Below are 21,551 nucleotides of genomic sequence, written 5' to 3'. Positions count from 1 at the left end.
ACGACAGTCACTCACGAGCAGCTTGCCGCATCATGATCTGGATCGTATGGTCTGAAACAGACTAACGACGAGGGAGTCGGCGGATGGACCTGGTGACGACGCTGCGATGGGCGGCCGACCGCAACCCCGACCGGACCGCGGTCGCCGGGACGGGGCGCCGGCTCACCTACCGCGAGTGGGACGAGCGCACCGACCGCCTGGCCGGCGCGCTGCGGCGCAGCGGGGTCGGCCCGGGTGACCGCGTGGCGATGGTGATGCACGGCGGCGAGCAGCTCGCGAGCCTGCACCTCGCCGCGCAGAAGCTCGGGGCGGTCTCGGTCCCGCTGTCCACCCGGTTCGGGTCCGAGGAGCTGGGTTACTGCCTCGGTGACGCCGACGTCCGGCTGGTGGTCGCCGATCCCGCGCACGCCGACCGGGCCGCGGCCGCGGGCGCCGTCGACCGGCTGCGCGGTGTGGCCGAGATCGACGCGCTCGCCGAGCGGTCCGACGGCGCGGCCGACGTGGTCCCCGCCGGATCCGACCCCAGCGTCATGCTCTACACCTCCGGTACCACCGGGAAACCGAAGGGCGTGCCCCGCAGCCACGGTGCCGAGCACTCCGCGGCCGTCGCGCACGTCATGCAGACCCGGCAGCGCCAGGGTGTGGCGGCCCTGGGCGTGATGCCGCTGTTCCACACGATGGGCCTGCGCACGCTGCTGGGCTCGATCGTCGTCGGCGGCACCTGGGTCGGCCAGTCCGGCTTCGACGCCGACGAGTCGATGCAACTGATCCTCGACGAGCGGATCGGCTCGCTCTACCTCGTCCCGACGATCTACTGGGCGCTGCTGCGCACCGGACGGCTCGGCGAGGCGCGCACGCTGGACAACCTCGCCTACGCCGGCGCGGCGATGACCCCGTCGCTGGCCGAGAAGCTCGTCGACGAGGTCCGCCCGGCCTCGTTCGTCAACCACTTCGGGTCGACCGAGATCTACACCTTCACGATCGGCCCGGACGTCGCCGCGAAGCCGGGCTGCGCCGGCCGGGCCGGGCTGTTCTCCCGGGTCCGGCTGATCGCCCCGGACGCGGGAGCCCCGGTCGACGAGCAGGTGAAGCCGGGCGAGCAGGGTCAGGTGATCGTCTCGATGGCCTCGTCGGAGGCCTTCGGCGGCTACTGGCAGCGCCCGGACGCGAACGCGAAGGCGATCCGGGACGGCTGGTACCACACCGGTGACCTGGCGACCGCGGACGAGGACGGGGACCTGTGGGTCGCCGGCCGCACCGACGACATGATCAATTCCGGCGGCGAGAACATCTACCCGGACGAGATCGAGTCCGTGCTGGCCCGCTGTCCCGAGGTCGACGACGTCTGCGTGGTCGGCCTGCCCGACGAGCGCTGGGGCCATGCGGTCAGCGCGTTCGTCGTCCCGGTCCGCGGCGCCGACCCGCTGGACGCCGTCGAGCGGGCGATGGCCTTCGCCCGCGCGCACCTGCCGTCGCTGAAGCGGCCGAAGCGGATGATCGCGGTCGACGCCGTCCCGCGCTCCGGGGTCGGCAAGACGCTGCGTCGCACACTGGTCGCGGGGGACTACGAGTCCAGGGGTGAGCTGCGTGTCTGATCCGACCTCCCGCTGGACCCCGAGCCGCGACGAGGACGCCGCGCTGGTCACCGGCCGCGGCGCGTTCCTCGACGACCTGGACCCGCTCCCCGGCACGCTGGTCGCGGCCGTCGTGCGGTCCACCCGGCCGCACGCCCGGCTGCGCTCGGTCGACCTCAGCAGGGCCCGGGCGTACCCGGGGGTGGCCGCGGTGATCGGCCCCGAGGAGGTGCGCGCGGCGCTGCGGCCGTTCCCGCTCTCCACCGGTGCACCGATGCCGTACCTGCCCACCGGGGTGGACAAGGTGCGCTTCGTCGGGGAGCCGATCGCCGTCGTCGTCGCCGCGGACCGCTACGTCGCCGAGGACGCCGCCGAGCTCGTCGCGGTCGACTACGACGACCTGGACGCGGTCACCGCCGGCCGCGCGTCGCTGGAGCCGGACGCCCCGCTGCTGCACGAGGCCGCCGGGTCGAACGTCGCCACCGACCGCACGTTCTCGTTCGGCCCGGTCGAGGAGCGCTTCGCCGCGGCTACCCACGTGGTCACCGGCACCTACGACTTCCCGCGCTACTCCTCGGTGCCGATGGAGTGCTACTCGGTCATCGCGCACTGGACCGGCGGCGCCGACGGGCCCTCGGTCGAGGCGTGGGCGAACTTCCACGGGCCGTTCTCGATGGTGCCGGTGATGGCCGGCGCGCTCGGCCTGCCGACCTCCGCGGTGCGGCTGCACGTGCCCGCCGACATCGGCGGCAGCTTCGGGATCAAGGCCGGTATCTACCCCTACGTGGTGCTGATGGCGCTGGCCTCGAAGCACGCCGGCACCCCGGTGCGCTGGACCGAGGACCGGGTCGAGCACCTGATGGCCAGCTCCACCGGCGCGGACCGGGCGATGACGTTCTCCGCCGCGGTCGACGCCGAGGGCCTGGTGACCGCGATGCGCACCGACCTGGTCGACAACGTCGGTGCCTACCTGCGCCCGCCGGAACCGTCCACGTTGTACCGCTGCTACGGCAACATCACCGGCCCGTACACGATCGACGCGGTCGAGATCCGGGCCCGCGCGGTCGTCACGAACTCCATGCCGACCGGGCTGAACCGCGGGTTCGGCGGCCAGCAGCTCTACTTCGGACTCGAGCGGCTGATGGACGCCGTCGCCGACGCGACCGGGCTCGACGTCGTCGAAGTGCGGCGGCGGAACCTGGTCACCGCGTTCCCCCACGAGACGGCCACCGGCGGGGTCTACGACTCCGGCGACTACACCGCGGCGCTGGACCTGGCGGTGAAGAACGCCGACCTGTCCGAGCTGGAGAAGCGGCGCGACGAGGCACGGGCGCGCGGCGGCTTCTACGGGATCGGGACCGCGCTGGTCGTCGACCCGTCCGGCACCAACATCGGCTACGTCGGCCTGGCCACCCCGTCCGAGCAGCGCAAGCCGGGCCGGGACAAGTCCGGCTCCACCGAGCACGTCCGGATGTCGGTGGACCTGCAGGGTGTCGTGACGGTCCTGCTCGGCTCGGTCCCGCAGGGCCAGGGGCACGCCACGGTGGTCCGCAAGGTCGCGGCCCAGCGGCTGGGGCTGCCGCTGTCCCAGGTCCGGGTCGTGATCGACATGGACACCGCGACGACGCCGTGGACGGTCACCTCCGGCTCCTACTCCTCGCGGTTCGCGCCGCTGGTGACCAGCGCGGTCGTCGCGGCCGCGGACACCATCGCGACGACGGTGAAGGCCGCCGCCTCGACCATGCTCGAGGGCGCGGATCCGGCGGTGCTCTCGCTGGCCGACGGGCAGGTCGTGCACCCCGACGGGCGCGGGGTCGCGTTCCGGCACGCGGCGGGCGTCGTGCACTGGGACCCGGCCGGGCTGCCCGAGGGCGTACCCGCCCGGCTCTACGCCGAGGCCGAGTTCTCGCCGCGCGAGACCCGGGCCGCCACCGCGGACGACCGGATCAACTCCTCGCTCTGCTACGGCTTCGTCGCCGAGATCGTCGCCGTGTCGATCGACCCGGACACCCTGGAGATCGCGATAGACCGGGTCTCCTCGGTGCACGACGCCGGCACGGTGCTCGACCAGACCCTGCTCGACGGGCAGGTGTACGGCGCCCTGGTGCACGGGCTCGGCGGCGCCGGCTACGAGGAGTTCACGCACGCCCCGTCCGGCCAGCCGACGTCGGCGACGTTCCTCGACTACCTGTGCCCGACCAGCGCCGAGGCCGGGTTCGAGCTGCGCACCGACCACGTGGTGACGCCGTCACCGCTGACCCCGCTCGGCGCCAAGGGCTGCGGCGAGGGGTCGTCCATGAGCTTCCCGGTGGCCTACGCCAACGCCGTCGCCGACGCGCTGGCCCCGCACGGGATCGCCATCACCTCGCTGCCCCTGCACGGCGAGGTCCTGCACCAGAAGTTCACCGAGAAGGAGCGTTCCTGACATGGCACTCACCGGCGGCGACGTCGTCCTCGAGCGCGGGCACGACGGCCGGGTCGCGTACCTGACCCTGTCCCACGGGAAGTACACGGTCGTCACGATGGAGATGCGGCGGCTGGTCGCCGAGCGCTTCGCCGAGATCGACAAGGATCCGGCGGTGAAGGTCGTGGTGGTCCGCTCGGACGGGCAGCACTTCACCTCCGGCGGCGACATCGCCGGGTTCATGGAGGTCGACCCGATCGACCTCACCGACCTCGGGCACGACGTCACCGCGCCGGCCCGCAGCACCAAGCCGGTGATCGCCGCGATCGACGGCTACTGCTTCGGCGTCGGTCTGGAGATGGTGCTGTCCTGCGACATCCGGCTCGGCACCGGGCGCACCCAGCTGGCGCTGCCCGAGATGAACCTCGGCATGATCCCCGGCTCCGGCGGCACCCAGCGCCTGGCCCGGCTGATCGGGCTGTCCCGGGCGAAGTTCCACATCATGACCGCCACCCGCATCCAGGCCCGGCAGGCGCTGGACTGGGGGATCCTCTCCGGCGAGCTGCACGACGACCGCGACGCCCTCTACGCCGCCGTCGACGAGCTGGCCCTGAAGATGGCGAACTTCTCCCCGGCCGCGCTGCGCACCGCGAAGGAGGTGCTCGACCGCGGCGTCGACGGCCCGCTGTACACCGGCATCGAGCTGGAGCGGAAGGCCTACTCGATGCTGCGCGCCACCGAGGACTTCGCCGAGGGCGTCAAGGCGTTCGGTGAGAAGCGCGCCGCGGAGTTCACGGGCCGCTGATGAAAGCCGCACCGTTCGCCTACGTCCGCCCCCCGACGCTCGACGACGTGCTCGGCGAGCTCGCCGGCGGGGACGGCAAGGTGCTGGCCGGCGGGCAGTCGCTGGTGCCGGTCCTGGCCATGCGGCTGGGCCGGCCGGGCACGCTCGTCGACATCACCGCCGTGCCCGCGCTCGTCTCGGCCACCGTGGCGGAGGACGGCTACCGGGTCGGCGCGGCGGTGCGCCAGCGCGCGGTCGAGCACGACCCGGCGGCCCGCGCCGTCCCGCTGATCGGGATGGCGATGCCGTTCGTCGGGCATCGCGAGCTGCGCAGCCGCGGCACCGTCTGCGGCAGCCTCGCGCACGCCGACCCGGCCGCCGAGCTGCCCGCCGTCGCGTGCTGCCTGGACGCGCGGGTCGAGCTGGCCGGCCCGGCCGGACGGCGGACGGTCCCGGCCACCGAGTTCGTCACCGGTGCGATGACCACCGCGGCCGGGCCGGAGGACCTCGTCGTGTCCGTGACCTTCCCGGCCGCCGTGGCGGGGGAGGGCTACGGGTTCGCCGAGATCGCTCGCCGGCACGGCGACTTCGCGCTCGCCGGCGTCGTCACCCGGGTCCGGGTCGACGCCGGCGGCGCGGTGTCCGCCGCCCGCCTCACCGGCTTCGGGATCTCCGACAGCCCGGTCACCCGGGACGTCACCGCGCTGCTGCGGTCGTCCGGGGACACCGAGCACGACCTCCGCCCGGCCACCGCCGCACTCGCCGGGGAGGTCGTCGACACCGGCGGCGACACGCACGGCTCCACCGGGTACCGGCGGCGGCTGTTCGGCGTGCTCGCCGCACGAGAGCTGTCCCGCGCGCTGCGCCGCGCCCGGGAACGGAGGGAGACCACATGACGTCCTCGCGCGCACACCCGGCGCCCCGCGACCGGGTCGCCGCCGACGAGACCGTCGAGATCGCGATGACGGTCAACGGCACCGAGGCGACGGTCGCGGTGCCGCCGCGCGCGCACCTCGCCGACGTGCTGCGCGAGCAGCTCGGCCTGACCGGCACCCACCTGGGCTGCGAACACGGCGTCTGCGGGATGTGCACGATCATGGTCGACGGGCAGGCGGCCCGGGCCTGCCTGCTGTTCGCCGTGCAGTGCGAGGGCGCCGAGATCGTCACCGTCGAGGGGCTCGGCACGCCCGACGACCAGCACCCGCTGCAGCAGGCGTTCTCCGCCCACCACGGCCTGCAGTGCGGCTTCTGCACCCCCGGCATGCTCATGAGCAGCTACGACCTGCTCCGCTCCACACCGGACGTCACGGCCGGGGAGCTGCCCGAGCAGATGTCCGGCGTGCTCTGCCGGTGCACCGGCTACCGGGGGATCCTGGCCGCCGTCGACGACGTCGCGACGACCTACCCGGACGGGGTCCCCGGGCCGAAGGCGTGCGGGCACCGCACCCTGGTCGGCCGCGGCACCGGCGGCGGGTCCGGCGCGGGTGTCCCGGCCGAGGACGTCCCGGCGGCCGCGGCGCCCGAGCAGGTGCGGCTGCCGTCCGGCCCGCCGTCCGCGGTGGTGGAGGTGACCAGCGCCCTGCGCTCGCCGGTCGACCGGGTCTGGGCGGTGCTCGACGACTTCGACCTGCTGGCCCGCTGCCTGCCCGGCGCCCGGCTGACCGAGGTCCTCGACGGCGACCGGTACCGCGGCCGGGCCGTCGTCGCGCTCGGACCGGTGAAGCTCTCCTTCGACGGCCTGGCCCAGGTCGTCGAACGCGACCCGGACGCCCACCGGCTCCGCTTCCACGCCCAGGGCGCCGACACCGGCGGCAGCGCGACCCAGGCCGACGTCGTGCTCTCCGCGGAGGCGGGTCCGGACGGCGGAACGGTCCTGACCGCACACGCCGACGTCCATCTGACCGGCCGGGTCGCCCAGTTCGGCCGGGCGCTGGCCGGGGACGTCTCGCGGCGGATGTTCGAGCAGTTCGCCGCGAGCGTCGACGAGGCCGCGGAGACCGGCTCGGTCACGGCCCCCGGCCGGGGCGCGCAGTTGCGCCTGCTGGTCGGCACCGCCCGCGACACCGCCGCCGCGCTCGCCCGCCGCGGGCTCGGTCGGGTCCGCGCCCGGCTGCGCCGCCGCTGACCACCCCGCCGACCACCCGCCGACGGCGCCGCCGCCGGCCCCGGGACCCCCCGTGCACCCACCCGGTGCGTGATCGCAAGGAGGCGACACGATGACGGCACCCGCCGACGACCCGACCGAGGACACCGTCGCGGATCCACCGCGACCGGCCGGACAGGCGTCGTCGCGCCGGATCGAGCCGGGCCCCGGCATCCGGTCCGGACTGCGCGGACTGCCCCGCCGGCTGAACCCGGCGACGATCGGTGCCGCCGTCGTCGCGGCGGTGTTCGGCTGCACCGGCCCCGCGCTGATCGTGATCGACGGCGCCGCCGCGAACGGGCTGCCCGGTGAGCTGATCTCGTCGTGGATCTTCGGGATCTACGTGTTCGGCGGGCTGATCTCGCTGGTGCTCGCGCTGCGCTACCGGGTGCCCGTCGTCGGGGCGTTCTCCATCCCCGGCGCGGTGCTGGTGGTCGGGGCGCTGGCGACGTTCCCGTTCTCCGACGTGGTGGGAGCGTTCCTCGCCGCCGGGCTGCTCGTGCTGGTCCTGGGGCTCACCGGCCTGATCGGCACCGTGTCGCGGTGGCTGCCGCAGCCCATCGTCATGGCGATGATCGCCGGTGCGCTGATCCGGTTCGGCATCGGCGTCGTCGACGCGGCCGGGTCGGCGCCCTGGATCGTCGCCGCGGCGGTCGCCGGGTTCCTGGTGCTGTCCCGGTTCGTCCCGGCGGTGCCGGCGCCGCTGGGTGCGCTGGTCGCGGGGCTCGTCGCCGCCGCGTGGACGTCGGGCTTCGCGGCACAGGACACCGCGGTGGCCGGCTGGACCCTGCCCGTGCTGGTCGTGCCGACCTTCGACCTCGGCGCGATCCTGGCCGTCGGCATCCCGCTCGCGGCGCTGGTGGTCGCCGCCGAGAACGCGCAGGCGTACGGGGTGCTGCTCAGCCAGGGCTACCGCCCGCCGATCAACGCGATGACGGTCGCCAGCGGGATCGGCGGCCTGCTCGCGCCGCTGACCGGCGGCCACAACGCCAACATCGCGGGGCCCATGACCGCGATCTGTTCGAGTCCGCAGGCGGGGGCGGACCCCGGGGACCGGTACGCCGCGAGCGTCGTGAACGGGTTGCTGTTCATCGCCTTCGGTCTGCTGGCCGGGTTCGCCGTCACGGCCGTGACCGCGCTGCCGTCCGAGCTGATCGCGGCGGTCGCGGGCCTGGCGATGATCGGCGTGCTGGTGTCGTCGTTCCACGGGGCGTTCGGCGCCGGCCGGTTCCGGGTCGGGGCACTGACGGCGCTGGTCGTGGCGATGAGCGGGATCGCGCCGCTGGGGATCTCGAGCCCGTTCTGGGCGCTGGTGGCCGGTGTCGTCGCCTCGGCGGTGCTGGAGCCGCGCGACTTCCGCTCCCGGGAGGCCGAGCCCGCTCAGAACGGGTGATCGCGCAGGTTCACCTGGTCACAGCTCAGCGCGAACGCGTCGATCTCCCCGGGAGCCGGCGGCTCCGCGCGGGCGGCGAACTCCGCGAGCCCGCGGAAGTAGCGCTCCCGCGGGGCGCCGGGCACGAACAGGATGAGGAACCGGGCGTCCGAGCCCGGCCCGGTGCGGAACGCGTGCACCCCGCGGTGCGGGACGTGCACCAGGTCGCCCGGGCCGGCCTCGGTCCACGCCGTGCCGGTCATGATCCGTAACCGGCCGCCGAGCACGTAGAAGCTCTCGGTGAATCCGGAGTGGTAGTGCGGCATCGCGCCCGGTGAGTCCGGCGGGATCCAGGACTCGAAGAGCCCGAAGCCGCCGCCGACCGCGTCACCGGGCGCGGCGAACCGGGTCCACGACCCGGTGCGGGAGGTGACGGCCCGTTCGGTGTCCGCGGCGGGCCGCCACACCGCCGTCGGCTCGGGGAAGCTCACCGGACCGACGGTACCGGTGCACGCGTGGTACTCGTGTCCTATGAGTACTCCCGGTACCGCGCCCCGGGGAGGCGCCCGGTGACGGCGATCCTGCTCGGCGTGGGCGGCCTCGCCCTGCTGCTGGCCGGAGCCGAGCTGCTGGTGCGCGCCGGTTGCCGGCTGGCGGCCCGGCTCGGGATGTCGCCGATGATCATCGGTCTGACCGTGGTCTCGGTCGGTACCTCGCTGCCCGAGCTGGCGATCGGCATCGACGCCGCGCGCAGCGGCAGCGCGGGCCTGGCCACCGGGAACATCGTCGGGACGAACCTGGTCAACCTGCTGTTCGTGCTCGGGCTGGGTGCGCTGCTGCGTCCGGTGCTGTTCGACCGCCGCACGCTGCGGGTCGACGCGCCGGTCATGGTCGCCGTGACGCTGCTGTTCTTCCTCATCGCACGGGACGGGACGCTGCGCCCGCTCGACGGCGCGATCCTGCTCGCCGCCGCTGTCGGCTACACCCTGGTGATCTTCCGGACCAGCCGGCGGGAGGACGTCGCCGCCGAGGCCGACGCCGGGGCGTCCCGCGGCGGTGTGGCGGTGCAGCTGCTGATCCTGGTGGCGTCGATCGTGCTCGTGGTGGTCGGCGCCGAGCTGCTCGTCGACGGTGCGGTGCAAGGGGCGCGGGCGTTCGGCGTCGACGAGGCCGTGATCGGGCTGACCGTCGTCGCCATCGGGACGTCCGCGCCGGAGCTGGTGACGATGATCGTCGCGATCGTGCGTGGCGAGACCGGGCTGGCGGTCGGGAACCTGGTCGGGTCGAGCGTCTACAACATCGCGCTGGTCCTCGGGGTCACCGTGCTCGCGGCGCCGGGCGCCTCGATCGCGGTCCCGCCGGACGTCGTCGACGCCGACCTGGTGCTGCTCGCGGTCGCGACCGTCGGGACCGCGGTCGCGATGCGGACGGGCCGGCGGCTCACCCGGACCGAGGGCGGCGTGCTGGTCCTCGTCTACCTGGCCTACCTGACCTGGCTGATCGTCTCCCGCACCTGACCCGGCCCGCACCGGGACGGGCTGCGCGGGGGCGAGGAGGGTCGGTGGTGGCCTCGGCGGTATCGTGCGTGAGCACGGTCGACCCGGGTTCGTCAAGGGGTTGGCGGAACGATCTCACATGATGTCAGGGAGCGAGGTGGAGCCGTGCGCGCGCTCGCCCCGCTGCTGCTCGCGGTGCTCACCGTGCTGCTCTGCACCGGCCCCGCGGCGGTCGCCTCGGCGAACGCGCCGGAGACCGGCCCCGTCGTGACGGCCGGGGCGGACTGCTCCCACCCGTCGTCGATGCTGGTCTCCGGGCACGGCGACCAGGTACCGCGCCGCGCCGGCGGCGACCCCACCGGCCCGTCCGTGACCCCACCCGAGACCGTGGCCGTCGTCGCCGCCGGGCACGCGGACGTCGCACCTCCGGAGGTGCCGGAGCGGGCCCGGGTCGGCCCGTCACCGGTCGAGCAGCTCTGCGTGGACCGGAACTGATCGTCGGCGCCTCACGCGCCCCGCCCGATCCCCTGACCGGCCCCCCGTGGAGGACTCCCCATGTCCCGCAACGTCACCATCTCCCTCGCCGTGCTCGGCGGCTTCGCCCTGATCCTGGCCGGGCTGCTGTTCGCCACCCGGCCCGATGCCGCGCAGCCCGCCGCCGCCGGCGAGACGTACGCCGTGCCCGAGGCACCGCGGCTGAACGACGCCCCGGACGCCCAGGTCACGATGGTCGAGTTCCTCGACTTCCAGTGCCCCGGCTGCGCGCAGCTGCAGCCGGTGATGAGCCAGATCGCCGACCAGTACGGCGACCGCGTCGACTTCGTCATCCGCTACTTCCCGCTGCCGAGCCACCAGAACGCCGAGCCGGCCGCCGTCGCCGCCGAGGCCGCGCACCAGCAGGGGCAGTTCGTCCCGATGTACGAGCGGATCTTCCAGACCCAGCCGCAGTGGGCCGAGCAGGACGACGCCGCCGGGGTGTTCCGCGGCTACGCCGAGGAGCTCGGCCTCGACATGGCCGCCTACGACGCCGCGGTCGCCGCCCCGGCGACGCTGGAGCGGGTGAACGCCGACGAGCAGGCCGGCGTCGACGCCGGCGTCGGCGGCACCCCGACGTTCTTCGTCGACGGTGAGCAGCTCCGGCCGGAGTCGGTGCAGGACATCACCGACGCCCTCGACCGCGCGCTCGGAGAGCAGGGCCGGTGACCGGCCCGGCCACCTCGCGGGCCGTCCCGGCGGGGACCGCCGACTCGCCGGCGGTCCCGGGGCCCGTCCCGCGGACGCTGCCGTGGCTGCTCACCCTCGGTGGCGCGATCGGACTGCTGGCCGCGTTCACGCTGACCGTCGAGCGGTTCGAGCTGCTCGTCGACCCGAGCTACACGCCGAGCTGCAGCATCAACCCGGTGCTGTCCTGCGGGTCGGTGATGACGACCGAGCAGGCCGCGCTGTTCGGGTTCCCGAACCCGCTGCTCGGCATCGCCGGGTTCGCGGTCGTGCTGACCAGCGGCGTCGTGCTGCTGGCCGGCGCGCGGCTGCCCCTCTGGTACTGGGGCGGGCTGCTGGCCGGGGCGGGCGCGGGCACGGTGTTCGTGCACTGGCTGATCTTTCAGAGCCTGTACCGGATCGGGGCGCTCTGCCCGTACTGCATGGTCGTCTGGGCGGTGACGATCCCGATCTTCGCCTACGTCGCGCTGGCGGTGCTGGACCGGGCCGGGGCCGCGGTGCGGCCGCTGTACGCCGGCCTCGCCCGCTACCACGCCGTGCCGGTGGTGCTGTGGTTCGTGGTGATCATCGGGCTGGCGCTGCAGCGGTTCTGGACCTACTGGTCCTCGCTGCTCTGAGCTCCCGTCCCGCACCCCTCGCGGGGTGCGGGGTCGGCGGCGGGGGTGCGGCGTCGTCCCGGGTCAGCGGATGTCGTCGCGGGACGACGAGGCCTGCCGGTCGGGCGTCGGGGCGCCGGTGCCGTCGGCCTCGGGCAGCTCCCGCCGCTCGCGGTCCTGCTTCTCCTGGTCCTCCGCGCTCAGCTCGGACTTGAGGATCCGGCTGGAGCGGCCCACGGACCGGGCCAGGTCGGGCAGCTTCTTCGCGCCGAAGAGCAGCACGACGACCAGCAGGATGATCAGCAACTGGGTGGGGCCGGGAGGGGTCATGTCGAACTCCTGTCCGCCGGGCGCTCGACGCCCAGCACATGGTGGAGGTAGAGCGACCGGGTCGCGGCCGCGCACAGCAGGAACGGCGGCACCACTGCCGCCAGCAGCGGCCACACGGTCGGAGGTGGCACGGCCATCCCGAAGATCGGAGCCAGGGGAGTGAAGGGTAACGCCACACCCACCGCCACGACGAGGGCGACCGTCACCACCACCGCCCGCGCCGGTCGCCCGGCGCGGGTGCGCAGCAGGAGCAGCACCAGCACCTGGGACAACACGCCCTCCATGAACCAGACGGCCTGGAACACGGCCTGCTCCTGCGGGGTGTCCAGGCCCAGCCAGCGCCACACCGCCCAGAACGTGAGCAGGTCGAACGCCGACGACAGCGGCCCGAACACCGCCATGAACCGCAGCATCCCGCGGGTGTCCCAGCGCCGCGGCCGCGCCGTCCAACCCGGTTCGACCCGGTCGAACGACAGGGACAGCGCCGCCACGCTGAACAGCACGCTCTGCAGCACGAGCTGGGACGGCAGCAGCGGCAGGAACGGCAGGACCGCCGAGGCGACCACCACCGACAGCGCGTTGCCGACGTTCAGCGCCGCGGTCACCGTCAGGTAGCGGGTGGCCCGGCCGAGCGTGCGCCGGCCCTCCTCGACGGCGCCCACCAGGACGTCCGGACCGCGCTCGGTGAGCACGATGTCGGCCGCCGCCCGGGCCGCGGGGACCGCACCGTCGACACCGATCCCGACGTCGGCGGTGCGCAGCGCGCCGACGTCGTTGACGCCGTCGCCGAGGAACCCGACGGTGTGCCCGCGTGCCTGCAGCGCGGTGACCACACGCTCCTTCTGCAGCGGCCCGAGGCGCGCGAACACGGTCGTGCGGTCCACCGCCCGGGCGAGCGCGACGTCGTCCAGGGCGTCGAGCGCCGGACCGTCCAGCAGCCCGTCGACGGCGATGCCGGCCCGCGCGCACACCTGTTCGGCGACCCGCGGGTCGTCGCCGGTGAGGACCTTCACCGCGACGCCCTGGCCGGCGAACCGCTCCACCGCGGCGGCCGCCGAGGCGCGCACCGGGTCGACGAGGCCGACGAACCCGAGCAGCACCAGGTCCCGCTCGGGTTCCGGGTCGGGGGCGGAGCCGAGGACGGTGAGTGCGCGTCGCGGGCCGGGGCGGGCGGGGACCCGCCGGGTCGCGACGGCGACCACCCGCATCCCGCGCGCCCGGTGCCCGTCGGCGGTGTCGGCGGCGATCGCGCGCAGCGACCGCGTCAGCTCCACCCGCTCGCCGTCGCGCAGCACCCGGGTGCACCGGGGCAGCACGGTGTCCGGGTCCCCGCGCACGATCACCAGCTCGCCCGGTTCGTGCGCGTCCCGCAGCACGACGGCGGCGCGGCGGCGCTCGTGGTCGAAGGGCAGCTCGTCGACCGGGCTGAGCAGGGCGCCGGCCAGCATCGCCGAGTCGTCGCGGCCCGCGCCGGCCAGCGCGTCGTCGATGCCGTCGCGCGGGACGGACTGGAACCGCACGGCCACCGCGGCGGCGTCGCCGGGACCCGGGTCGGGACGGCCGTCCAGGTCGACCGAGTGCGTGAACACCACCCGGTCCTCGGTCAGCGTCCCGGTCTTGTCCAGGCAGGCGACGTCGATCGCGCCGAGGTCGTGGATCGCGTCCGGGCGGGTGACGAGCACGCCGGTCTCGCGCAGCCGCGCGGCGCCGCGCAGCAGCGTCGTCCCGACGATCAGCGGCAGCAGCTCCGGGGTCAGCCCGACCGTCACCGCGACCGCGAACAGCAGCGCCTGCTGCGTGTCCCCGGAGACCGTCCCGTTGACCACCAGGACCAGCGGGGCGGCGACGAGCATGCAGCGCACCAGCGTCCAGCTCACCGACCGCACCCCGCGGTCGACCGCGCTGGCCGGGCGGGGCCGGTGTGCGCGCCGTCCCAGCTCCTCGGCGTGCGTGCGGACCCCGGTGGCGAGCACGACGGCGGTGGCCTCACCCCGGGTCACCGTGCTGCCGGCCAGCAGCACCGATCCGAGCGCGGTGACCGGCGGCGCGGTGACCGGCGCGGCGCCGCCGCCCCGGTGGCGGGCCCGCCGCGGCGCCGGGACGGTGCGCGGCGCGGGCGGGCACTTCCGTGCGGGCAGCAGCTCCCCGGACAGCGACGACTGGTCGACCAGCAGGTCCCGCGAGCGCAGCAGCCGGGCGTCGGCGGGCACCGGGTCCCCGGCCCGCAGCAGCACGACGTCACCGGGCACGAGGTCCGCGGGCGGGACCTCGCTCTCCCGCGGCGCCGATCCGGGCGCCGGGCGCCGGCGCACCGTGACGGTGCTCCCGACCCGGGCCCGCAGCACCCGCGCGTGGCGCTCGGTGCGGACCTCGTGCCACAACCGCAGGCCGATCCCGAGCGCGGCGACGAGGAGCACCAGCGCCGCGCTCGCCGGGCTGCCGGCGACGGCGAGCAGCGCGCCGAGCACGGTCATCAGCCCGGTGAACGGGCTGGCCAGGGCCTGGCGCAACCGGGTACCGGCGGTGCGGCGGCGGTCGGCGGCCGGGACGTTCTCGCCGTGCGCGGAGAGGCGCAGCGCGGCCGCGGACTCGGTGAGCCCCCGCCGCGAGGTCTCCAGCCCGCGCAGCAGGGCGAACGCGTCGGCGTCGGCGTGCGCGCGCAGGGCCGGTTCACCCGGGGCCGCCGGCGGAACGGGGCGTCTCCCGGCCGTACCCCGGGTCCCGGACGCGGCCGTGCCGGCCTCGTGCGTCCGGTCCATCTCGCTCCTCGCCGCCCGGCCGGTCCTGATCACCCGACCTCCCGGTCCCGGTCCCGGGAACCCGCCCGGTACCGTAACAGTTGCGTAAGTGACGCAAGTGTTGTGGAGGTGCGGTGGACGAGCAGGAACCGCTCGATCCCGAGCTGCTCGCCGACGTGGCGGCCTCGTTCGGGATCCTGAGCGCGACCTCGCGACTGCAGATCGTGTGGCTGCTCGCCGGGGGCCCGCGGGACGTCGGGTCGCTGGCCGCGGCGCTCGGCCAGCCGGTCGCCGCGGTCAGCCAGCACCTCGCCAAGCTCAAGCTCGCCGGTCTCGTACGGTCCCGCCGCGACGGGCGGCACCAGATCTACGTGATCGACGACCCGGTCGTCGTCGAGGTGGTCCGTGCCGTCGTGCGGGGCCACGCGTCGGGCGGTGGCCGTGCCGGGGCGCACCGGGATCGGGGCACCGCGTGACCCCACCCGACGACCGCGGCGGCCCGGGGGAGCGGACGGTGCCGCTCCGGCCGCGGCCCGCCCGCCCGTCCGCCCGGGCCACCCGGGCCGTCGCGCCGCCCCCGGCCCGGCCGGCGACCGATGCGCCCACGGTCCCGTCGTGGCCCCGCGCGACCGAGCGCGTGCCGCCCGGCCGCGGCCGTCGTGGCGCCCGAGCCTGGGCGGTGGCGCTGTCGGCCGCGGTGTTCCTCGCCACCGGCGCCGGCTGGGCCGTCCTGGGCGGCGACGGCGGTCTGGTGACCGCGGACGTGACCGGCGACCCGGTCGCCGACGGGGCCACCGACATCCTGCTGGTCGGCAGCGACTCCCGGGTCGATGCGCGGGGCAACCCGCTGCCCCGCGACGTGCTCGACGCGCTGGACGCCGGCGACGCCGACGGCCAGCAGAACACCGACACCCTGATGCTCGTCCGGATCCCGGACGACCCCGAGCTGGGCGCGTCGGCGGTCTCCGTCCCGCGCGACGCCTGGGTCGAGGTCCCCGGCATCGGCACCCACAAGATCAATTCGGCGCTCGCCCGCGGGGCCGCGGCGGCCCGGCCGGGCCTCGTCCGCGACGGGCTGACCGGCCCGGAGCTGGAACGGGCGCTGAACGAGGCCGGCAGCCGGACGCTGGTGCAGACCGTGGAGCGGCTGACCGGCGTCGCCGTCGACCACTACGCCCAGGTCAACCTGGCCGGGTTCGCCGAGATCACCCGCGCGCTCGGCGGGGTCCCGGTCTGCCTGCGGGCGCCGGTGCAGGACCGCTACTCCGGTGCGGACTTCGCCGCGGGACCGCAGACCGTCGAGGGCGCGACCGCACTGGCGTTCGTCCGGCAGCGGCACGGCCTGCCCGGGGGCGACCTCGACCGGGTCCGCCGGCAGCAGGCGTTCCTGGCCGGGCTCACCCACCGGCTGCTGTCGGCCGGGACACTCGCCGACCCGGCCGCGGTCACCGCGCTGCTCCGCGCCGTCAACGGCGCCGTGGTGCTCGACCAGGGCTGGGACCTGACCTCGATGATCGCGCACGCGAGCGGGCTGCGCGGCGACCGCGTCGAGTTCCGCACCGTCCCGACCGGACGCCCGGACCTGCCCACCGGCGGCGAGGGCGTCGCCGTCGAGGTGGATCGCGACGAGGTGTCGGCGTTCTTCGCCGGGCTGGCCGAGCCGGACCCGCCCGCCGCGCCACCGGAACATGACGGCATGGTGGAGGACCGAGAGACCCGATCGGGCGACGGCGACGAGGCCGGCCCGGGGGACGGGGGCACCGGTGCCCCCCGCGGTGACCCGGTTCCGGCCGGGGCCCCCGCGGCCGTGCCCCCGCCCGACCTGACCGCCGACGGCGTGCCCTGCGTGGATTGACCCGCTCCGGCGCGCTCCTGCCGAGGAGCCCCCCATCTTCGAGCTCATCGACATCCCCTCCGTCACCGAGATCATGGCGTTGCTCGACTCCGTCCCGCTGTGGGTGGTCGTCCTGGTCGCCGGGCTGATCACGCTGGGGGAGACGACGATCGGTGTCGGCCTGGTGCTGCCCGGCGAGACCGTGCTGCTCGCCGCCGCGATGGCGGTGCCGAACCTCCCGGCGGCGGTGCTGGTGACCGCGGTCGTCGCCGTGGCGGCGGCCTGCGGGGACACGATCGGCTACGCGGTGGGCCGCCGGTTCGGCTCGCGGATGCGCGAGTCCCGGATCATCGGCCGGATGGGCCGCAACAAGTGGGACGACGCCGCGCGCACGCTGCGCCGGCACGGCCCGTGGGCGGTGCTGGGCGCGCGGTTCCTGCCGGTGGTGCGCACGATGACGCCCGCCGCGGCCGGCGCGTCGGGCCTGCCGCTGCGCCGGTTCCTCCCCGCGGTCGTGGTCGGGGCGACGCTCTGGGCGAGCGTGCACGTCGCGGCCGGGTTCCTGCTGCGCGAGGCGGCCGAGAAGTTCGAGCACGCCTTCGGGCTGCTGGGCTGGGTGGTGCTCGGCGTCGTCGTGGTCGCCGGGGTGATCGCCTGGAAGGTCCGGCAGCGGCGGGCCGGGGCCCGCCGGCGGGAGGCGCACGAGAAGGTCGCGACGCTCGCCGAGGAGCAGACGCGCTGAACCCGGCCGGGCGCGGCAGGATGGCCGCATGAAGGCAGTCAGCTACTCCCGCGAGGGCGCGGCCCGTGACGTCCTGACCGTCGGCGACCTCGAGACCCCCGACCCCGGACCGGGGCAGGTCCGGGTCCGGGTGCGCACCTCGGCGGTCAACCCCACCGACGCCAAGACCCGCAGCGGGGTCACCGGGCGCCCGTTCGACGGCGTCCGCGTCCCGCACCAGGACGGCGTCGGGGAGATCGACGCCGTCGGCGAGGGCGTCGACCCGTCCCGGGTCGGGCAGCGGGTCTGGCTCTGGCTCGGCTCACCGGGCGGGGACGGCGGCGCGCCGCTGGCCGAGTGGGGCACCGCCGCCGAGTACACCGTCGTGCCCGCGTCGCAGGCGACCCCGCTGCCCGACGGCGCCTCCGACGACCTCGGGGCCTGTCTGGGCGTCCCCGCGATGACCGCCTACCACTGCCTGTTCGCCGACGGCTCGATCGCCGGGCGCACGGTCCTGGTCACCGGTGGTGCGGGCGCGGTCGGGCACTACGCGATCCAGCTGGCGCGCTGGGCCGGAGCCACCGTGGTCACGACGGTGTCCGGACCGGAGAAGGCGGAGCTGGCCCGCGCGGCGGGTGCCCGGCACGTCGTGAACTACCGGGAGGGTGACCCGGCGGCGGCGATCCTGGACGCGGTGGGCCCGGTCGACCACGTCGTCGAGGTGTCGCTGGCCCAGAACCTCGACCAGGACCTGGCGGTGCTCCGGCGCGGCGGGCGCATCGTGTCTTACGCGGCCACGCCGCAGGACCCGGCACTGCCGGTGCGCGCGCTGATGACGGCCAACGCGCAGCTGCGGTTCGTGCTGCTCTACGGAGTGCCGGGCGAGGTGCTGGCCGATGCGGCGCGCGGGGTGGGCGCGGCGGTCGCGCACGGCGCGCTCACCCCGCTGCCGATCCACCGCTTCGCCCTCGACGACGTCGCCGCCGCGCACGAGGCGGTGGAGAAGGGGGTCACCGGCAAGGTCGTCGTCGACGTGTGAGCGGTCGACGTCCGGTCACTGCGGCCGATGACACCGGCCGCGGTCAGGACCCCACGACCAGGTGCAGGTCGGGGGTGTGCGCCTCGCTCGTCGCCGGTCCGAGCTCGGCCCAGGTCGTCTTGCCCGAACCGTGCTGCCGCACCCCCCAGGCCCGCGACAGCCTGCTGACGATCTGCAGGCCGCGCCCGCGGGTGGCACGCGGGTCGTACGGCCGGGCCCGGCCGGCCACCGGCGAGCCGTCCCGGACCCGCAGGCGCACCGAGTCGCCGTGCACCCGCGCGGTGAGCAGCATCGGGGTCCGGGCGTGGTCCACGCCGTTGGCGACCAGCTCGTGGAGCACCAGCACGGCGTCCTCGACGACCGGCTCGGGTACCAGCGGGGTCAGGAACGACTCCAGGTCGGTCCGGGCGTACCGGCAGGCACCCGGTACCGGGTCGACGCGCAACAGCCAGGATCGACCGCTCATCGCCCACCTCCCTCCGCGCCCGGCGGGGTCGCCGGGACCGCGCCGCCAGCCGGTTACCCGATGCGTCCGGACGGCACACACCGGTCTCCCGCGGCAGTCGGGGGACGGAACGGGTACGGTCCCTCCACGACCGACGCGTAGAGCCACCTGCGCGTGCTTGCCCAGCGAGCACGACGTGGAGGCATCGTTGCGCATCGCCATCGTCCGAACCCCGGATGTTCCCGACCCCGGTCCCGGGGTCGGCGCCGCCCTCGCGCAGGCCGGTCACCGGGTTCTCGACCTCGTGGCGGAGTCCGGCCCGGGGGGATCGCCCGATCTCACCGCCGCGTGGGCCGGCGACCCGCCCGACGTCGTGCACGCCGTCGGCGCGCCGGCCGCGCGCGCCGCCGTCGGGGCCGGGGTCCCGGTGGTGGTCGTCCTTGCGCCCGGTGCCGCCGACCATGAGCTGCCGGTGGGCGTGGCCCGGGTCCTGGTCGCCGGCGAGGACCAGCACACCGCCGCACTCGGCCACGGGATCCGCCGGTCGCTGCTGAGGGTCGTCCCCGCCTGCGTCGACACCGATGCGTTCGCACCGGACGGGCCGGCGCTGCGCCGCGGCGGGAGCACGCGGCTGGTCGTGCACGGGTCGCTGGCCCGCGGCGGGGGCGCCGCGGCCGCCGTGCGGGCGCTGTCCCGGATCCGGGGTGCGGAGCTGCTGCTCGCCGGTGGCTCGACCGGCGCCGATCCCGACCGCGACCGGCTCTTCGCGGCCGCCCGGGAGCTCGGCGTCGCCGACCGGGTGCGGTTCCTCGGCCCGGTCCCCGACGACCTGCTGCCGCGCCTGCTGCGCTCGGCCGACGTCGTGGTCGCGGCCCCGGACCACGACGTGCCGGCGACGCCGGTCCTGCAGGCGATGGCCTGCGCGCGGCCGGTGGTCGCGTCCGCCGTCGGTGGCCTGCGCGACGCCGTCGTCGACCGGGTGACCGGGGTGCAGGTCCGGCCGGGGCGCCCGGCCGAGCTGGCGCTCGCCCTCCGGGAGGTGCTCGCCGACGACGCGCTGCGCACCGGCTACGGCGTCGCCGGCCGGGACCGCGCGGTGTCCCGGTTCGACCGGTCCCGGATCGCCGAGGCGCTGTCCGGGCTGTACGCCGAGGTCGCCGGGTACCCGGCGGGGGAGCCGGACGGCCCGGGGCCCGACGACCGGGCTCCGGCCGGCGTCGTGGGCTGACCGGAGATCGGGGAACGGACGAGCCGGGGCGGATCGACGGGAGCGCCGGTGTGCCGGCCGAGCCGGTCGAGGACCGGACGGCGCGGGGAGGGCACCTCGTGCGCGGCGTGCCGGTGCGGCGGTGCCGTGCCCGGGTCCCGCACGACCTGGACGTACCCGACCCGTCCCACCCGCTGCGCGAGCCCGACCCGGTGCCGGGGCAGCGCCACGAGCCGCCGGTGCGTCCGGTGCAGCACGAGGGCTCCGGCGAGCGTCAGCGGCACCGCGACCAGGACCTGCCAGACGGCGGTGGCCCAGAAGTGCACGGTCGCGACGAAGAGCGCGGTGAGGCCCACCGCCGCCGTCCGGACCAGCAGCACCTGCGCGCGCAACCGCCGGTCCCGGCAGCCCTTGCGCAGCTCGGGAGCGGTCCGCGTGAGTACCCACAGCCAGTAGGCCGCGAGCGCGGCGAGGGCGATGTAGCCGGTCACCCGTCGGAGGTCCATGAGGGGCGAGTCGCACCGGATCTTCACCGTGTTACGGCTCGTGCGCGACCCGCTGCCGAACGTGATCGTTACCGGTGATCACGCACGTCAGGGGTACAGCAGGGCTTTTCGATCATGCGATCGCAGCGCTGGTGTGCCCCTCGCCGATCCGGGAGTCGACGCGACTCGAGGCCCGGGGCCTCTCGCAGATGGCGCGTCAGGCGCGAGCGGAGGGTGGCGAGACGGTCGGTCACGACGAGCTGCTGGCCGAGTTCGTGCGCCGCTGACCCGTGGGCGACGTTCCCGGGTGGCGCATCGAGTGGTCGGCACCGGCAACGAAGGCACTGCGACGACACGCTGGTCGTACTGGTGCTGACGCTCGGAGACCGTCGTGAGATCTACGACCGGCTGTGACCGATCCGGGCGACGGCGTCGGGGAGGTCGCGGGCGTCGGTGACCTCCACGTCCGGTGCCGGCCCGTCGGGGTCGAGGCGGTGGCCGTCGCGGATCAGGCGGATCGTCGGGATGCCGGCCTCGAGCGCGCCGCGGACGTCGCGGGCCGACGCGGCCACGTGCACCAGCCCGGGTGCGGCGTCGCGGGCGCGGCGGTAGATCTCCGGCGACGGCTTGTACGCCCCCAGCCGCTGTGACGTCAGTAGCCGGCGCGGGTCGACCAGCGGGTACGCGCGGGTGGTGACCACCAGCTCGTCGTCCACGTTGGACAGGATGCCGACCTCGGCCTGCTCCGCGACGGCCCGTACGCCGGCCTCGGCGTCGGGCCACAGCGGCCAGTCCGGCGCCGCTCGCCAGAGCCGGTCCAGGTCCGCGGCGGGGTCGGCCGTGAGGCCCAGCTCGGCGTACGCGGCGGCCAGCGCGGAGCGGGAGAGCTCCCGGAACGTGGTCCCGGGGAGCGCCCGGGCCTGGGCCTGCTTGTTGAGCCGGTCCCAGACGTCGTAGAGGTGCTCGCCGGACACCGGCCACCCGCGCTCGGAAGCGATCCCGGTGAAGGTCGCCGACGCCCCGCGCCGGGTGTCGGTCAGCGCGCTGAACAGGTCGAAGGTGACCACGGGCCGGACAGCGGAGGGCGGTGTCACGGGCCCGACACTAGCGTCGTGTTGGTGGCCAACCCCCCGGTAACTTAGGTTGTGTCCCGGCGGTGCCG

Annotated in this window: 21 protein-coding genes; 16 read left to right on the top strand and 5 right to left on the bottom strand. The window is 75.4% G+C overall.

Translation table 11 applies throughout. From position 1 onward, the window contains the following. Window positions 1-83: 83 nt before the first annotated feature. The 6 genes from WIS52_RS22800 (at window position 84) to WIS52_RS22775 (ending at window position 8,298) form a co-directional block, all read left to right on the top strand. A complete protein-coding gene (locus WIS52_RS22800) occupies window positions 84-1,595 on the top strand; it encodes a class I adenylate-forming enzyme family protein (protein ID WP_349300381.1) in 1,512 nt (503 codons plus the stop codon). Further along, window positions 1,588-3,999, top strand: a complete 2,412-nt coding sequence (locus tag WIS52_RS22795) for a xanthine dehydrogenase family protein molybdopterin-binding subunit (RefSeq protein WP_349300380.1) — start codon at window positions 1,588-1,590, stop codon at window positions 3,997-3,999. The genes WIS52_RS22800 and WIS52_RS22795 overlap by 8 nt, the downstream gene beginning before the upstream one ends. A gap of 1 nt (window position 4,000) precedes the next feature. Continuing rightward, window positions 4,001-4,783, top strand: a complete 783-nt coding sequence (locus tag WIS52_RS22790; protein ID WP_349300379.1) for an enoyl-CoA hydratase/isomerase family protein — start codon at window positions 4,001-4,003, stop codon at window positions 4,781-4,783. Continuing rightward, complete coding sequence (locus WIS52_RS22785) at window positions 4,783-5,658, top strand: FAD binding domain-containing protein (protein ID WP_349300378.1); 876 nt, start codon at window positions 4,783-4,785, stop codon at window positions 5,656-5,658. Before WIS52_RS22790 ends, WIS52_RS22785 begins: the two co-directional genes overlap by 1 nt. Beyond that, entirely contained in the window at window positions 5,655-6,887 is a 1,233-nt protein-coding gene (locus WIS52_RS22780) for a 2Fe-2S iron-sulfur cluster-binding protein (protein ID WP_349300377.1), read from the top strand. Before WIS52_RS22785 ends, WIS52_RS22780 begins: the two co-directional genes overlap by 4 nt. Window positions 6,888-6,978: 91 nt before the next feature. Continuing rightward, on the top strand, window positions 6,979-8,298 hold the full coding sequence (locus WIS52_RS22775) for a benzoate/H(+) symporter BenE family transporter (RefSeq protein ID WP_349300376.1): 1,320 nt from the start codon (window positions 6,979-6,981) through the stop codon (window positions 8,296-8,298). Here the strand turns inward: WIS52_RS22775 and WIS52_RS22770 are convergent. Then, window positions 8,286-8,768 (bottom strand): cupin domain-containing protein, encoded by a 483-nt coding sequence (locus WIS52_RS22770; RefSeq protein ID WP_349300375.1) that lies wholly within the window; start codon window positions 8,766-8,768, stop codon window positions 8,286-8,288. The genes WIS52_RS22775 and WIS52_RS22770 overlap by 13 nt on opposite strands. Before the next feature lie 78 nt (window positions 8,769-8,846). On the opposite strand from WIS52_RS22770, the gene WIS52_RS22765 reads away from it, so the two are divergent. From WIS52_RS22765 to WIS52_RS22750, 4 genes are all read left to right on the top strand, one after another. Beyond that, entirely contained in the window at window positions 8,847-9,794 is a 948-nt protein-coding gene (locus WIS52_RS22765) for a calcium/sodium antiporter (protein ID WP_349300374.1), read from the top strand. A gap of 144 nt (window positions 9,795-9,938) precedes the next feature. Next, window positions 9,939-10,268 (top strand): hypothetical protein, encoded by a 330-nt coding sequence (locus WIS52_RS22760; RefSeq protein WP_349300373.1) that lies wholly within the window; start codon window positions 9,939-9,941, stop codon window positions 10,266-10,268. A 60-nt stretch (window positions 10,269-10,328) separates the two neighbouring features. Continuing rightward, the gene (locus WIS52_RS22755) at window positions 10,329-10,976 is read left to right on the top strand and encodes a DsbA family protein (RefSeq protein WP_349300372.1); all 648 of its coding nucleotides are present in this window, start codon (window positions 10,329-10,331) and stop codon (window positions 10,974-10,976) included. Beyond that, window positions 10,973-11,611 carry a vitamin K epoxide reductase family protein gene (locus WIS52_RS22750; RefSeq protein ID WP_349300371.1) on the top strand — a complete coding sequence of 213 codons (639 nt, stop codon included), beginning with the start codon at window positions 10,973-10,975 and terminating at the stop codon, window positions 11,609-11,611. The genes WIS52_RS22755 and WIS52_RS22750 overlap by 4 nt, the downstream gene beginning before the upstream one ends. A gap of 63 nt (window positions 11,612-11,674) precedes the next feature. On the opposite strand, the gene tatA is transcribed toward WIS52_RS22750, so the two are convergent. Both tatA and mgtA read right to left on the bottom strand, forming a co-directional pair. After that, window positions 11,675-11,920 (bottom strand): twin-arginine translocase TatA/TatE family subunit, encoded by a 246-nt coding sequence (gene tatA / locus WIS52_RS22745; protein ID WP_349300370.1) that lies wholly within the window; start codon window positions 11,918-11,920, stop codon window positions 11,675-11,677. Next, window positions 11,917-14,679 carry a magnesium-translocating P-type ATPase gene (gene mgtA / locus WIS52_RS22740; protein WP_349300369.1) on the bottom strand — a complete coding sequence of 921 codons (2,763 nt, stop codon included), beginning with the start codon at window positions 14,677-14,679 and terminating at the stop codon, window positions 11,917-11,919. The genes tatA and mgtA overlap by 4 nt, the downstream gene beginning before the upstream one ends. A gap of 113 nt (window positions 14,680-14,792) precedes the next feature. Here mgtA and WIS52_RS22735 point away from each other — a divergent pair, with 113 nt between their 5' ends. The 4 genes from WIS52_RS22735 (at window position 14,793) to WIS52_RS22720 (ending at window position 18,252) form a co-directional block, all read left to right on the top strand. Beyond that, complete coding sequence (locus tag WIS52_RS22735) at window positions 14,793-15,134, top strand: ArsR/SmtB family transcription factor (protein ID WP_349300368.1); 342 nt, start codon at window positions 14,793-14,795, stop codon at window positions 15,132-15,134. Beyond that, window positions 15,131-16,513, top strand: coding sequence for an LCP family protein (locus WIS52_RS22730; RefSeq protein ID WP_349300367.1), 1,383 nt, complete (start codon window positions 15,131-15,133; stop codon window positions 16,511-16,513). The genes WIS52_RS22735 and WIS52_RS22730 overlap by 4 nt, the downstream gene beginning before the upstream one ends. A gap of 73 nt (window positions 16,514-16,586) precedes the next feature. Beyond that, a complete protein-coding gene (locus WIS52_RS22725) occupies window positions 16,587-17,234 on the top strand; it encodes a DedA family protein (protein WP_349300366.1) in 648 nt (215 codons plus the stop codon). 28 nt (window positions 17,235-17,262) lie between these two features. After that, complete coding sequence (locus WIS52_RS22720) at window positions 17,263-18,252, top strand: NADPH:quinone reductase (protein ID WP_349300365.1); 990 nt, start codon at window positions 17,263-17,265, stop codon at window positions 18,250-18,252. A gap of 43 nt (window positions 18,253-18,295) precedes the next feature. Here WIS52_RS22720 and WIS52_RS22715 read toward each other — a convergent pair whose 3' ends face one another. Further along, complete coding sequence (locus tag WIS52_RS22715; RefSeq protein WP_349300364.1) at window positions 18,296-18,718, bottom strand: ATP-binding protein; 423 nt, start codon at window positions 18,716-18,718, stop codon at window positions 18,296-18,298. 187 nt (window positions 18,719-18,905) lie between these two features. Between WIS52_RS22715 and WIS52_RS22710 the strand changes: the two genes are divergently transcribed. Both WIS52_RS22710 and WIS52_RS22705 read left to right on the top strand, forming a co-directional pair. After that, window positions 18,906-19,925, top strand: a complete 1,020-nt coding sequence (locus tag WIS52_RS22710; protein ID WP_349300363.1) for a glycosyltransferase family 4 protein — start codon at window positions 18,906-18,908, stop codon at window positions 19,923-19,925. A gap of 559 nt (window positions 19,926-20,484) precedes the next feature. Then, a complete protein-coding gene (locus WIS52_RS22705) occupies window positions 20,485-20,676 on the top strand; it encodes a hypothetical protein (protein WP_349300362.1) in 192 nt (63 codons plus the stop codon). Between the two features lie 111 nt (window positions 20,677-20,787). Here WIS52_RS22705 and WIS52_RS22700 read toward each other — a convergent pair whose 3' ends face one another. Further along, window positions 20,788-21,483 carry an HAD family hydrolase gene (locus WIS52_RS22700; RefSeq protein ID WP_349300361.1) on the bottom strand — a complete coding sequence of 232 codons (696 nt, stop codon included), beginning with the start codon at window positions 21,481-21,483 and terminating at the stop codon, window positions 20,788-20,790. Window positions 21,484-21,551: the final 68 nt, after the last annotated feature.

Source organism: Pseudonocardia nematodicida (assembly GCF_040105385.1).
Classification (GTDB): domain Bacteria; phylum Actinomycetota; class Actinomycetes; order Mycobacteriales; family Pseudonocardiaceae; genus Pseudonocardia; species Pseudonocardia nematodicida.
Note: the sequence above shows the minus strand (reverse complement) of the source record. Positions and strands in the feature narration are given on the sequence as shown.

Coding starts and splice junctions, on each gene's coding strand:
- WIS52_RS22720 (WP_349300365.1), top strand. CDS start 17,263: ATGAAGGCAGTCAGCTACTCCCGCGAGGGCGCGGCCCGTGACGTCCTG.
- tatA (WP_349300370.1), bottom strand. CDS start 11,920: ATGACCCCTCCCGGCCCCACCCAGTTGCTGATCATCCTGCTGGTCGTC.
- WIS52_RS22755 (WP_349300372.1), top strand. CDS start 10,329: ATGTCCCGCAACGTCACCATCTCCCTCGCCGTGCTCGGCGGCTTCGCC.
- mgtA (WP_349300369.1), bottom strand. CDS start 14,679: ATGGACCGGACGCACGAGGCCGGCACGGCCGCGTCCGGGACCCGGGGT.
- WIS52_RS22715 (WP_349300364.1), bottom strand. CDS start 18,718: ATGAGCGGTCGATCCTGGCTGTTGCGCGTCGACCCGGTACCGGGTGCC.
- WIS52_RS22775 (WP_349300376.1), top strand. CDS start 6,979: ATGACGGCACCCGCCGACGACCCGACCGAGGACACCGTCGCGGATCCA.
- WIS52_RS22785 (WP_349300378.1), top strand. CDS start 4,783: ATGAAAGCCGCACCGTTCGCCTACGTCCGCCCCCCGACGCTCGACGAC.
- WIS52_RS22790 (WP_349300379.1), top strand. CDS start 4,001: ATGGCACTCACCGGCGGCGACGTCGTCCTCGAGCGCGGGCACGACGGC.
- WIS52_RS22800 (WP_349300381.1), top strand. CDS start 84: ATGGACCTGGTGACGACGCTGCGATGGGCGGCCGACCGCAACCCCGAC.
- WIS52_RS22780 (WP_349300377.1), top strand. CDS start 5,655: ATGACGTCCTCGCGCGCACACCCGGCGCCCCGCGACCGGGTCGCCGCC.
- WIS52_RS22725 (WP_349300366.1), top strand. CDS start 16,587: ATGGCGTTGCTCGACTCCGTCCCGCTGTGGGTGGTCGTCCTGGTCGCC.